General features: G+C 66.6%; 10 protein-coding genes. 4 read left to right on the plus strand and 6 right to left on the minus strand.

Going from position 1 to position 12,223, the window contains the following annotated elements; translation table 11 throughout:
• Nucleotides 1–801, plus strand: coding sequence for an ABC transporter ATP-binding protein (locus GL284_RS08195; protein ID WP_155044112.1), 801 nt, complete (start codon nucleotides 1–3; stop codon nucleotides 799–801).
• On the opposite strand, the gene GL284_RS08200 is transcribed toward GL284_RS08195, so the two are convergent.
• Nucleotides 798–1,739: an ornithine cyclodeaminase family protein gene (locus GL284_RS08200; protein ID WP_155044113.1), complete on the minus strand. Its 942-nt coding sequence runs from the start codon at nucleotides 1,737–1,739 to the stop codon at nucleotides 798–800. The two genes, GL284_RS08195 and GL284_RS08200, sit on opposite strands and share 4 nt — an antisense overlap.
• A gap of 218 nt (nucleotides 1,740–1,957) precedes the next feature.
• On the opposite strand from GL284_RS08200, the gene GL284_RS08205 reads away from it, so the two are divergent.
• Nucleotides 1,958–4,936, plus strand: coding sequence for an NAD(P)-dependent oxidoreductase (locus tag GL284_RS08205; protein ID WP_155044114.1), 2,979 nt, complete (start codon nucleotides 1,958–1,960; stop codon nucleotides 4,934–4,936).
• A gap of 16 nt (nucleotides 4,937–4,952) precedes the next feature.
• Here GL284_RS08205 and GL284_RS08210 read toward each other — a convergent pair whose 3' ends face one another.
• Complete coding sequence (locus tag GL284_RS08210; RefSeq protein ID WP_155044115.1) at nucleotides 4,953–5,819, minus strand: LysR family transcriptional regulator; 867 nt, start codon at nucleotides 5,817–5,819, stop codon at nucleotides 4,953–4,955.
• Nucleotides 5,820–5,915: 96 nt separating this feature from the next.
• On the opposite strand from GL284_RS08210, the gene GL284_RS08215 reads away from it, so the two are divergent.
• Together GL284_RS08215 and GL284_RS08220 are read left to right on the plus strand one after the other, a co-directional pair.
• Nucleotides 5,916–7,127, plus strand: coding sequence for a pyridoxal phosphate-dependent aminotransferase (locus GL284_RS08215; RefSeq protein WP_155044116.1), 1,212 nt, complete (start codon nucleotides 5,916–5,918; stop codon nucleotides 7,125–7,127).
• Complete coding sequence (locus GL284_RS08220; RefSeq protein WP_155044117.1) at nucleotides 7,124–7,882, plus strand: aspartate dehydrogenase domain-containing protein; 759 nt, start codon at nucleotides 7,124–7,126, stop codon at nucleotides 7,880–7,882. The genes GL284_RS08215 and GL284_RS08220 overlap by 4 nt, the downstream gene beginning before the upstream one ends.
• A 5-nt stretch (nucleotides 7,883–7,887) precedes the next feature.
• Here the strand turns inward: GL284_RS08220 and GL284_RS08225 are convergent, their stop codons facing one another.
• The 4 genes from GL284_RS08225 to GL284_RS08240 are packed head-to-tail and all read right to left on the minus strand — an operon-like array spanning nucleotide 7,888 to nucleotide 12,222.
• Entirely contained in the window at nucleotides 7,888–9,090 is a 1,203-nt protein-coding gene (locus tag GL284_RS08225) for a phenylacetate--CoA ligase family protein (RefSeq protein WP_155044118.1), read from the minus strand.
• Between the two features lie 9 nt (nucleotides 9,091–9,099).
• On the minus strand, nucleotides 9,100–9,888 hold the full coding sequence (locus tag GL284_RS08230; RefSeq protein ID WP_155044119.1) for an ABC transporter ATP-binding protein: 789 nt from the start codon (nucleotides 9,886–9,888) through the stop codon (nucleotides 9,100–9,102).
• A 4-nt stretch (nucleotides 9,889–9,892) separates the two neighbouring features.
• On the minus strand, nucleotides 9,893–11,128 hold the full coding sequence (locus GL284_RS08235; RefSeq protein ID WP_230382979.1) for an ABC transporter substrate-binding protein: 1,236 nt from the start codon (nucleotides 11,126–11,128) through the stop codon (nucleotides 9,893–9,895).
• 20 nt (nucleotides 11,129–11,148) lie between these two features.
• Nucleotides 11,149–12,222: a branched-chain amino acid ABC transporter permease gene (locus GL284_RS08240; protein WP_155044120.1), complete on the minus strand. Its 1,074-nt coding sequence runs from the start codon at nucleotides 12,220–12,222 to the stop codon at nucleotides 11,149–11,151.
• Between the last annotated feature and the right edge of the window lies 1 nt (nucleotide 12,223).

A 12,223-nucleotide genomic window follows, 5' to 3' on the forward strand; every position in this document is an offset into this window, starting at 1 on the left:
ATGACCTCTCATACCCTTTCGGTGCAGGATCTGACGGCGGGCTATGGCGACAGCCACATCCTGACCGGGCTGGACCTTCAGGTGCCGCCGGGCCGGATCACGGTCATCATCGGTCCCAATGCCTGCGGCAAATCCACGCTGCTGCGCACCATGTCGCGGCTGCTGGCCCCGCGTGCGGGTCAGGTCCTGCTGGACGGCAAGCAGGTCCACCGTACGCCCCCGCGCGAACTGGCCCGCGTCATGGGCCTGCTGCCGCAATCGCCCATCGCGCCCGAAGGCATCACCGTGGCCGATCTGGTCAGCCGGGGCCGCCATCCGCATCACGGTTTGATCTCGCGCTGGAGCAGGCGCGATGACGAGGCCGTGGCGCAGGCGCTGGAGGCCACGCGCACGCTGGAACTGGCCGAGCGTCCGGTGGATGAGCTGTCGGGCGGTCAGCGCCAGCGCGTCTGGATCGCCATGGCGCTGGCGCAGCAGACCGACATTCTGCTGCTGGATGAGCCGACGACATTTCTGGACATCGCCCATCAGATCGAGGTGCTGGATCTGCTGGTCGATCTGAACCATGCGCGCGGCACCACCATCGTCATGGTGCTGCATGACCTGAACCTTGCCGCACGCTATGCCGATCATCTGGTCGCCATGGCGGCGGGCCAGTTGCATGTGCAGGGCCCGCCCGAAGCCGTGCTGACCGAAGCCAATATCCGCCATGTCTTCGGCCTTGAAAGCCGGATCATCGAAGACCCGACCTCGGGGCGGCCCATCATGCTGCCCTTGGGCCGGCATCGGATGGCAGGCTAGGCGCCGGCCTTGATCGCCTGCGCGATATAGGTCGCGATCATCAGATCCAGATGCGCGCCGCCGCCATTCTTGAAGATGGTGATGTCCTGCGGATCCTGCCGCCCCGGCGCGTCTGCGCCGACCAGATCGTAAAGATCGCCCAGAACATCTATGGGGCCGATGACGCCGCTGGCCATGGGGATCATCAGCTCTCCGATATGGCCGATGGTGGTGTCGCGGCTGTCGACGAACAGCCTGCCCAGGGCGATCAGGGCGTCGTCCGCCTCGCGCATGTCGGCCTTGTAGGCGCCGATCAGATCGACATGCGTGCCGGGGCGGACCCATGCGCCCAAGAGGACGGGCGCCCGCGCCATGGTGGCCGTGCTGACGATATCGGCCTGCCCCACGGCCTGCGGCAGATCCTCGGCCACGCGCAGCGCCGGATAGTGCGGGCCAAGTTCCGCCACCAGCGCCGCCGCCTGTTCGCCGCGGCGCGCCCAGATGGCGATGTCACGCAGGCCGGGGAACATCGCGGCATAGGCGCGGACCAGACTGCGGGCCAAGGTGCCCGCGCCGACGATCAGCAGGCTGCGGCTGTCGGGCCGCGCCAGCAGCATCGCACCCAGAACGGAATCCGCCGCAGTTTTCCATTCCGTGATCAGCGGCGCGTCGATGATGGCCGAGGGATGGCCCAGATCGGGGTCAAAGACCATCATGCTGCCCTGCACCGTGGGCAACCCGCGCACGGGATTCGCATCCACGACCGTCACGGCCTTGACGCCAAAGCCCAGCCCCTCGATCCATGCGGCTCGGTTCAGCAAGGTGGCCGTCGCCGGACCAAGGAACAGATCGGCGATCTGGGCACGCGGCAGAAGATGCCCGGACCGCAGCGCGTGGATCGCCCCCGGCCAGTCAAGCAGGCCATCGGTGTCGCTTGGGGTGATCGGTCTGGGTTGCATCGGGATCCTCGGGGCAGATTGGGCATCGGGTGGGCCAATAGGAAAGCCTTGGGCCTTGGCGTCAACCCTGATTTCCGGCGCGGCCGTGCTGCGGGCAACGGCCCCCCGGTGGCCAAATGTCGCAAATCGGATATACAAGCCGCGCGGGCATTCTGCGCCCCGCCAAGACCTTTGGCTAAGGTTTTGCGCAATGCAGGACAGGGATGGAGGGTCTTGGGATGATGACGGATGGCCAGTTGATCGCCGCGCGCGATGCGGCGCTTGAACAGACGCGCAACGGACCGCCCACCGCGCCCGGCAACCCGTTCTTTGGCGTGGGGCCGATCACCGACGCCACGCTGGATGAGGCCGACAGCCGCCTGCGCCGCGTCGAATTCGACCACTGGATCGAGGCAAGCTATCGCAAGCTTGATGACACCGGCAAGGATCTTGGGCCGTTCTCGACGGCCGAGCTGTCGCGCAGCATGCATCGCGGCTATCCGGCGGATGCGATCCTGCTGGACATGATGCGCACCATCCACCGCTATTTTGAATTTCCCGCGACGAACCGCATGGCCGTCGGTCTGGGCGGCGGCCACAGCGGCTTTACCGTCTGCGTCCAGCATCTGCTGAACGCCAATGATGCCAGCCAGCGCGTCTATGTCGACACGCCGCGCCCGGAACAGGCGGCGGCGGGCGGCGCGGGGTTTTTCCGCCAGTCCTGGGCCACGCAACTGATCGAGATGCAGCGCTTCGCCAGACAGGGCGACGAAGCCCGCATCCACTTTGCCCCGACCGAAGGCACGATCCCGCCCGCCCGCGAACTGGAGGCGCTTGGCATTTCCGTCTTTGTCGGCGTCGGCCACGAAACCACCGGGGCCAATGCCTATACCGCGCAGGATATCGCGCATCTGCTGGACTGGCTGGCTGGCGATCCCGAACACCGCCACGCGGTGTTTGACGCGACCTCGATGCTGGGCGCGATGCCGTGGCCGGAGGACACCGTGCGTGCCGTCATGGCGAAGTGCTGCCTGTTCATGCCGTTCCAGAAGGCCATCGGCGGGATCTCGGGCTATTTCGTGGCGGCCTTTACACCTCAGGCGCTGGCGCTGGTCGAACGCAACCAGAAAAACCCCGCATGGGCCATTCCGCGCCAGTTGAAGATCGCGCCGCCGCTGGATGCCAAGCAACCGCTCAGCGGTCAGCGTTCGGTCGATGCGGGGCCGTTCTATGATGCGCAGCAGGACCGGATGCTGGGCGGTGTCATCAACACCTTCAGCGCGCTGGCCTTTGCCGAAACCACCTTCGGGCTGTTGCAGGCCGAACGGCGTGTGGGGCCGGTGTCGCAGATGAACCGACGCTCGGCCGCGAACCGCAAGCTGGTCGATGACTGGGTGGCGGGCAGCGCGTTGCTGGATCTGGTGGTGCAGGACAAGGACCGGCGCGGGGCGGCGGTCACGCTGTTGCAGGTGACGGATGGCGAAATCTCGGGCTCGGACCTGCATCCGAAGATCATCGCGCGGTCCAAGGACCTGCTGGGCTATGCCGGCATCACCCATGCCGATGGCACGCATGAGCCAGGTCTGGACGCCGCCCGCTATGTCAACGCCTTTCCCGGCACCCCCGGCGATTACCGCGCCTGGATCGGCGGCATCCGCGCGCCCCAGGATGTGACGGCTTTGCTGGACAACCTGCAATACGCCTATCTGCGCGCCAAGATCGCCGTGATCGAGGAAGAGTTGCAGCGCCGGGGTGCCGCATTCGACCATTCCCCGCAGCAGAGACCCAAGACCGAAACGCGCGACGGCACGTTCAAGGTGCTGATCGCCGACGCCATCGGCCTGCGCTTTGGTCCCGACGGCCAGCCCGACCCAACCGAGGTCGCCGATTACATCGCCGCACAGGGCGGCGTCTTTCACCGCGGCTCGGTCAATGCGGGGAGGCCGGATGATGATGGCAGGATCCATTTCTTCTACCAGCCGCATCTCAGCACCGCCGACGCGCTTCTGGCCGAGGCCGGGGACGGACAATATGACGCGGTGATCGCGGCGGCGACCTTCATCCCGGCGCAGACGCAATTCCGCTTTGGCGGCGTCCGGATCGGGGCGGGGACCGGCAATATGGGCTCGGCCTCATGGGGCGGGCCGAATGGCGAAGGCGGCGATGCGGCGCTGATGAACACGCCCGGCATCAACAGCCGCGCCACTGCGCAGATGGCGGCCAAGGCGCTGCTGAAGGTCACGCCCGATCTGCCGGTCGATGTCCTGCATGACCGCGTGGCAGCGGGGGATTTCGACACCGGCCGCAACCTGGCCGAATATCCGACCGCCAAGCTCGAGGGCAAACGCATCGCCATTCTGGGCTATGGCAATATCGGGCGCGAACTGGCGCGGATCGCCCGCGCGTTCCACATGGATGTGGTGATCTATGCCCGCCCCGCCCATCGCGACAATATTCTGGCCGAGGGTTACCACTATGCCGAAACCCCGGTCGCGGCGGCGCTGGGGGCCGATGTGCTGTCGGTGCATCTGGGGCTGGGCCGTCAGGATGCGACGACCGGCACCTATGCCAATGCGGGGCTGATCGACGCGCAGGTGCTGTCGGCGCTGAACGATGGGGCGGTGCTGCTGAATTATGACCGGGGCGAGCTGGTGCGGATCGACGCGCTGGACGGCGCGCTGGCCTCGGGCAAGCTGCGTCATGCGGCGATCGACGCCGATATGTTCACGGCAGAGGGGCAGGCAGGCGGGCAGGTGACCGGGCCGATGGCACCCTATCTGTCGCTGCTGCCCCGACATGCGGGCAAGCTGGAATTGCTGCCCCATGCCGCCGCCGATACCGACCACCCGACCCGCGTCGCGGGCGCAAAACAGGCCGTCGATCAGGTGATCCGCGCCATCCGGCAGCGTCAGGTGACGAATATCAAGGGCGATCTGCCGGCGGGATATACCTTGGGCGGCACGGTTGCGCCGGTGGGCGTCGGGCTGGTTTCGGCCAGCGATCTGATGCAGGTGGCAAGAGATGGCGCGCTGATGGCCCAGTTGCGGCAGGCATCCGAAACCATCGCGGCAATCGTGGGCGCTTTGGATGCGGTCAGCGACGACCGGCACCGCGCAAGGATCGTCACCCGCTGCCGCAAACAGCTTGCCGACAGCATCCTTGCGCAGAAAGCCCTGCTGGAGAAAGCGGGGCTGGTCGCGCCTGCGGACAAGGACTGACGCCCGCGCCGGGCGTTCAGGTCGTCGTCGCCGCGCAGGCCGCGACAAAGGCGCTGATGGCAGGCTGGCGCGCGCCCGCGCCTTGCCACAACACGCCGATCTGGCGGGCCTCGGCCCCCGGCAAGGGCAGCTTGCGCAGGTCCAGACCCTGCGGCCAAGGCGGCGCCCAGTCCGGCACGATGGCCACGCCCAGCCCGCGATCCACCAAGGCGGCGATGGCGTCCAGCGCGTCCAGCTCCAGCCATTCCCGCACGGCGATGCGCCGGTCGCGCAGGTATCGGTCGACGATCTGGCCGCCCCATTGCGCGCGGTCATAGCGGATGAAGCGCTGGCTGCGCAGCAGCGCACCGGCATCTGCATCGCCATGATGCCGCGATGCGATCAGCACCATCGGCTCATCGCGCAGGGTCATCCAGTTGACGGATTTCGCGATGGCGAATTGCGGGCGCACGATGATGGCGGCGTCCAGCTCGGCCGAGATGACGCGGTGATACAGATCGGCAGAGGATCCCGGTTGCAGGAAATAGTCGATGGCCGGATGCCGCGCGCCCAGTTCCGCGATGATGCCGGGGATCAGCCCGGTCAGCGCCGTGGCCGTGCCGCCGATCCGCAATTGCCCGCCGGGCGAGCCGTCGCCGGTGATGGCGCGCAGGTCGCGCACTTTTTCGACCAGCCCCCGCGCATGGTCGATGACCCGCAGCCCCGCATCGGTCGGCTGCACCCGGCGGCCAGACCGGCGCAGAAGTTGCAGGCCCAGATCCTGCTCCAGCACTTTGATGCGCTGCGCCAGGGCCGCAGGCGTCAGGTTCAGCCGCCGCGCCGCCTCGGCGATCGAGCCGCAATCGGCCACGGTCAGAAAGGTCTCAAGAAAGCGCGTATCCATGGAATTCGTATCGTCTGAAATTACAAAGATCAGTTTTTCTATGCTTTGCCGACGCGCTAGGTTCAAGCGCAGGCAGGCTGGCCGCATGGAGGAAACATGACCGTCGCACAGAAATTCGCCCGTCTGGGCACCGATCACGCCCCGGGGCAAGAGGTCCGCCAAAGCGCCAGTGCCGATTTCCTGATCGGCGATGTGCTGCCGGGCCAGCCGGTCGATTTCTCGCATGGCGATGTCGATGCCCATGACCCGACGCCGGGCGCGTTTCAGCTGTTTGCCGAAGGCGTGGCCAAGGGCGGCGCGCAGGCCTATACCGAATATCGTGGCGATATCGGCATCCGCGAGGGGCTGGCCGACCGGCTGGCGGCATTCACCGGGGCCGCGGTCGATGCGCGCGACGGGCTGATCGTCACGCCCGGCACGCAGGGCGCGCTGTTTCTGGCCGTCGCCGCGACCGTGGCGCGGGGTGACAAGGTGGCCATCGTCCGGCCCGATTATTTCGCCAATCGCAAGCTGGTCGAGTTCTTCGAGGGCGAGATCATCCCCGTCGCGCTGTCCTATGACACGGCTGTCGCGGGTGAGGCGGGGCTGGATCTGTCGGGCCTTGAGGCCGCGTTCAAGGCCGGGGCGCGGGTGTTCCTGTTCTCGAACCCGAACAATCCGGCGGGCGTGGTCTATTCGGCGGATGAAATTGCCCGGATCGCCCGGCTGGCTGCGCGCCATGACGCCACGGTGATCGTGGATCAGCTGTATTCGCGGCTGCTGTTTTCCGGCGTCAGCTATACGCATCTGCGCGCCGAAGCCGATCTGCCCGCGAATGTCGTGACCATCATGGGGCCGTCCAAGACGGAATCGCTCAGCGGTTACCGGCTGGGCGTGGCCTTCGGCGCGCCGCAGATCATCGCGCGAATGGAGAAGCTGCAGGCCATCGTGTCGCTGCGGGCGGCGGGCTATGCGCAGGCGGTGCTGCGCTGCTGGTTTGCCGAACCCGAGGGCTGGATGGAGGACCGCATCGCCCGCCATCAGGCGATCCGAGACGATCTGGTCGCGGCCTTCCGCCAGATCCCCGGCTGCACCGTGCGTCAGCCGCAGGCCGGCAGCTATCTGTTCCCGCGCCTGCCGCCCTTGGCGATCGCGCCCTTGCAGTTCATCCGCGCGCTGCGCCTGCAGGCCGGGGTGGTGGTGACGCCGGGCACGGAATTCAGCCCGGATGCGGGCGACAGCATCCGGCTGAACTTCTCGCAAGACCATGGCGCGGCGCTGGCGGCCGTCCAGCGCATCGCCACCCTGACCCAGCGTTACCGCGCATGAGGGTCGGGATCATCGGGCAAGGCACCATCGGGCAGGCGATCATCCGGCATCTGCAGGCCCGCCCGGATGTGCAGATCGGCTTTGTTCTGGCGCGCGACCGCCAGAAGCTTGCGGCGCTGGATCTGCCCGGCGCGCTGCTGACGGATGATGCCGGGGCCGCGCTGGCCTGCGGTGTCGATCTGGTGGTCGAGGCGGCGATGCCGCAGCTGACCGCCGATCTTGCGCCCCGGTTTCTGGATCACGCGGATTTCTGCGCCTTCAGCGCCACCGCCCTGGCCGATCAGGGCGTCGAACAGGCCATTCTTGCGGCCACCTCTGCCAGCGGCAGGCGCTTTTTCGTGCCGCATGGCGCGGTTCTGGGGCTGGACGGCTTGCGCGACGGGCGCGGCCTGATCGACAGCGTGACGGTGACCACGACGAAAAGCGGCAAAAGCCTTGGGCTGGACCCCCTGACCAGCGGCACGGTCTATGAAGGTCCGGCGCGCGGGGCCTGCCTGCGCTTTCCGCGCAATGTGAACGTGCATGCGGCAGTTGCCGTGGCGGGGATCGGTCTGGACCGCACCGTCAGCCGCATCGTGGCCGTGCCGCATCAAGGTGCGAACATGCACCGGATCGAGGTGACCGGGCAGGGGCTGGCATGGACCATCGACGCCAGTTCGCCGTCGCTGGGGGGCGTCACCGGGGCCTATACGCCGCAATCGGCGACAGGATCGGTCGACCGCATTCTGGGCCAGCGCGGCATCTGCATTGTCTGACCGCGCTAGCGCAGATCGGCGATGACCTTGCCATCATTGGGCAGGCTGCCCGGCGCGACGATCTGGACCGAGCCTTTCAGGCGCGTGATCTCGGCCAGCTTGCCGGTCAGGGCCTCGACCGCGCCTTGATCGGGATGCTCGGCCAGCAGATGCATGCGGTCCTGTTCGCCGCTGCGGCTGACCTCAAGACGCAGGCGCTGGCAGCCGGGCACGGCGCGGGCGATGGCGGCGATCTGTTCGGGGCGCACGAACATGCCCTTGATCTTGGTGGCCTGATCGGCGCGGCCCATCCAGCCCTTGATGCGGCGGTTGGTGCGGGGGCCCGAGGCAGGAAGGATCGCCGACATGTCGCCGGTGGCAAAGCGCAGCAGCGGGTAATCGGCATCCAGCCGCGTCACGACGATTTCGCCGACCTCGCCATCGGGGACGGGATCGCCGGTACCGGGGCGCAGGATTTCGACGATGACGCCTTCGTTCAGCACCATGCCCGGACCGCCATCCTCATAGGCGACGATGCCCAGATCGGCGGTGCCGTAGCATTGCCGCACCGCCACACCGCGCCCGGCCAGTTCGGCGCGCAGGCTTTCGGGCAGCGCCGCGCCCGTCACCATGCCGATCTGCAACGCGCTGCGGTCCACGCCTGCCTCATCGGCCTTGTCCAGCAGGATCTTCAGAAAATCCGGCACGCCGACATAGACGCGGGGGCGGTATTGCGTGATGGCGGTCAATTGGTCGGCGGTATTGCCCGGACCTGCGGGAATGACCGGACAGCCGATGGCCTGCGCACCCGCCTCGAAGATGAAGGCGGCGGGCGTCAGGTGGTATGAGAACGTGTTCAGCACCACATCCCCCTTGCGCACCCCCGCCGCATACAGCGCGCGGGCAGAACCCCACCAGTCGGGCGCACAGCCTTCGGGGTCAAAGATCGGACCGGGCGACACGAACAGCCTGCGCAGCCCCTGCGCCGGGCCGCCCAGCAGGCCGCCGAAAGGCGCGTGGCGGGCCTGCAATTCGACCAGATCGGATTTGCGCAGCACCGGCAGGGCGGCCAGATCGGCCAGATCCCGCAGCCGTTCGGGCAGGCGGTCGGCCCAAAGTGGCTGCGTCGCGCGCATCCGCCCGATCTGCGCGTTCAGGCGGGCAAGCTGGTCCGCCGCGCGGTCGGTGTCGCTGCGCGTCTCGGTCTGGTCGTAGTGATCGGCGGTCATGGGCTTTCCTCAGGCCAGCCAGCGCTTGCGCCGGCGATAGTGTTTGACGTTGCGGTAATCGACATGATCCGTGCCGCCCAGATAGAAGTCCTGCACATCGGGGTTGGACTTCAGCACCTCGGCTGCGCCCGACATGACGACCTGCCCCTGTTCGATCAGATAGGCGCGGTCCACGATGTCCAGCGTCGCCGCCGCGTTCTGTTCGACCAGCAGCACCGACAGCTTTTCGCGGGCGTTGATGTCGCGGATGATGCCAAAGATTTCCTGCACCAGCAGCGGCGACAGGCCCAGCGACGGTTCGTCCAGCATGATCAGCCGCGGTTCGGTCATCAGCGCGCGGCCAATGGCCAGCATCTGCTGTTCGCCCCCCGACAGATAGCCCGATTTCGACTTGATGCGTTCGCGCAGGCGCGGGAAATAGGCATAGACCTGTTCGCGCAATTCGTTGAACCGCGCGATATTGCGCCCGCGATAGGCGGCGATCAGGTTTTCGTCCGGCGTCAGATGGCCGAAGATGCGCCGCCCCTCCAGCACATGCACCAGCCCCAGCCCCACCCGTTCGGGCGCGCCAAGGCCCAGAATGGACCGATCGCCAAAGCGCACATCGCCCCGCGTCACCAGCCCGCGTTCGGGGCCCAGCAGCCCCGAGACCGATTTCAGCGTGGTCGATTTGCCCGCGCCGTTCGAGCCGAGCAGCGCGACCATTTCGCCTTCGCCCACTTCCAGCGAGACGCCCTTGATGGCAAGGAACACCTTGTCATAGATCACCTCGACATTTTCCAGAACCAGCGCGGGCATGGCGTCACTTCCCGTAATGCGCGGCGGAATCCTCGATCACCTTGCGGACGATCTCGGGGTAGGCGGCATGCCATTCGGACACAGGGACCCATTTTTCGCCGTCCCATTCCGACACGCGGCCCGCGCCGCCGCCCTGATGGTCGGTCGCGGTGATGGTGACGGCGGGCATCAGCCCTTCCGCGTCATAGCCCGAGATCTTTTCAAACCCCGCCTTCAGCGCATCGCCGTTCATCGGCCCGCCGGCTTCCGCGCCCAGCCGTGCGGCCTCGACCGCGACGGCCATGGTGGCGACGCCAAGGTTGTAATAGCTGTTGCCGACATTGGCGGTTTCGCCCGCGCCCTTGCCCGGCGTGATGACCTTTTCCTGAATGCGCTGGATGATCGGGTGATCCATCCCCGAGGCGGTGGCCTCGAACCGTTTCACGCCCTTCATCTGCGGGCCGACATTGGCGGCATCGGTTTCGGCCAGCCAGATCACGGAATGGATCTGTTCGGGGCGGATGCCGTTCTGGATCGCCGTGCGCACGGACACGGCCTGACCGCCGCCCGCGCCCCAGATCATGACGTAATCGGGACGATAGCGGCGCACCTCGGACCATGCCGCCGATTGTTCGTTGCCGGGGCTGGCATAGGGGAAGGCGCGGAACTCGAAGCCCTCCTGTTCGGACAGCGCCTGCAGGATCGGGCCGGGTTCGCGGCCAAAGGGGCTGTCGATATGGACGATGGCGATCTTCTTGCCCTCAAGCCCGCCGGTCTGCTTCATGTATTCGACAAGGTTCGCCGCCTGCGCCCAATAGGTCGCCATGACCGGGAAGATATAGGGAAAGACCGTGCCGTCCGAGGCATCGCCCCGGCCATGCACGGGGGTGATGACGATGTTCTTGTCCGCCTGTGCCTGATCCAGAATGGCGGCAGATACCGGCGTCGACAGGAAGTCGAACAGGATCGCGCCCTCTTCCTTGGCGCGGTTATAGGCCTCGATCCCGCGCTGGGGCTGGTTGCCGGTGTCGCGGACGATGGCGGTGAAGGTATTGCCGCCGATGCCGCCTTCTTCGTTCACCAGCGTCAGGTAATCGCGCTGGCCCTGATTGTACTGCCCGGTCACGAAGGTATAGACCGCCGTGAAATCCTGCAGCAGGCCGAACTTGATCTCCTCGGCATGGATCGGTCCTGCGGTGGCCACCACCACGGCGGTGGTCAGGGCCAGCTTGCGCATCCAGTTCATACGTCCTTGCATCATGTCAGACCCCCTCCCAAGGATCAGCTTCTGGCGTGCCGGAACGGCCAGACCAGCAGATATTTGCGGATATTGTCGTAGATTTTCGCCAAGCCCAGCGGCTCGAGCAGCAAAAAGCCGATGATCATCGCGCCATAGATCACCAAAGGCAGGTGCGACAGAAAGTTCTGGCTGACCGGCACCCAGCCCGCCGCGGCAAGGTCCGAGACGAGGTTGGTCAGAAAGATCGGCGCCAGCAGCACAAAGCCCGCGCCCAGCCACGATCCGATGACCGAACCCAGCCCGCCCACAAGCACCATCGCCACCAGCTGGATCGAGACGTTGAAACCGAACTGTTCCGGCGTCACGGCGCGGTAAAAGCAGAACGCAAGGATCGCCCCCGTCACGCCGCCCATGAAGGACGAGGTGAAAAACGCCATCAGCTTGGTCCGGAACGGATCGACCCCGATGACGGCTGCGGCGAAATCCTTGTCCCGGATCGCGACCAGCGCCCGCCCGAACAAGCTTCGCTTGACGTTCATGAAAAACACCGTCAGCAGCACCGCCCATCCCAGCGCCAGCCAATAGCGCGCGGCAAGGCTGTCCAAGGGCAGCAGCAGGAAGCTGACCGCAGGCGTGCGCAAGGTGGCATGCGCCCCGCCCGAGATCCACGGCACGTTCACCACGACCCAATCGACCAGATACTGCATGGCCAGCGTCGCCATCACCAGATACAGCCCCTTGACCCGCAGCGCCGCGCCGCCAAAGACCGCGCCGATCACCGCCGCGATCAGGCCCGACAGCAGCAGCGAAATCTCGAACGGGATGCCCGCGCGGGTCAGGTGGATCGAGGCATAGGCCCCGATGGCCATGACGGCGGCAAAGCCGAAATGCAGCTGTCCCGCCAGCCCCATCAGCAGCGTCAGCGACAGCGCCGCCGCCGACCAGATCACCCATGGCAGCACATAGCTGCCCAGATACAGCGGCGACACATAAAGCGGGGCCAGCAGCGCCAGCAGCAGCAGCGCGATCACCAGCCAGCGGTCGGCGGGCACTTTCCACAGCCTGCGATCGGCGCGGTAGCTGGTATGATAGGTTCCCGAAAGGCGATAGAACATG

Source organism: Paracoccus shanxieyensis (assembly GCF_009711265.1).
In the GTDB taxonomy this organism is placed as follows: domain Bacteria; phylum Pseudomonadota; class Alphaproteobacteria; order Rhodobacterales; family Rhodobacteraceae; genus Paracoccus; species Paracoccus shanxieyensis.

Excerpts from the sequence above, each read along its gene's own strand:
- GL284_RS08205 (WP_155044114.1), top strand. The coding sequence starts at position 1,958 with ATGATGACGGATGGCCAGTTGATCGCCGCGCGCGATGCGGCGCTTGAA.
- GL284_RS08220 (WP_155044117.1), top strand. The coding sequence starts at position 7,124 with ATGAGGGTCGGGATCATCGGGCAAGGCACCATCGGGCAGGCGATCATC.
- GL284_RS08235 (WP_230382979.1), bottom strand. The coding sequence starts at position 11,128 with ATGATGCAAGGACGTATGAACTGGATGCGCAAGCTGGCCCTGACCACC.
- GL284_RS08210 (WP_155044115.1), bottom strand. The coding sequence starts at position 5,819 with ATGGATACGCGCTTTCTTGAGACCTTTCTGACCGTGGCCGATTGCGGC.
- GL284_RS08195 (WP_155044112.1), top strand. The coding sequence starts at position 1 with ATGACCTCTCATACCCTTTCGGTGCAGGATCTGACGGCGGGCTATGGC.
- GL284_RS08240 (WP_155044120.1), bottom strand. The coding sequence starts at position 12,222 with ATGTTCTATCGCCTTTCGGGAACCTATCATACCAGCTACCGCGCCGAT.
- GL284_RS08225 (WP_155044118.1), bottom strand. The coding sequence starts at position 9,090 with ATGACCGCCGATCACTACGACCAGACCGAGACGCGCAGCGACACCGAC.
- GL284_RS08200 (WP_155044113.1), bottom strand. The coding sequence starts at position 1,739 with ATGCAACCCAGACCGATCACCCCAAGCGACACCGATGGCCTGCTTGAC.
- GL284_RS08230 (WP_155044119.1), bottom strand. The coding sequence starts at position 9,888 with ATGCCCGCGCTGGTTCTGGAAAATGTCGAGGTGATCTATGACAAGGTG.
- GL284_RS08215 (WP_155044116.1), top strand. The coding sequence starts at position 5,916 with ATGACCGTCGCACAGAAATTCGCCCGTCTGGGCACCGATCACGCCCCG.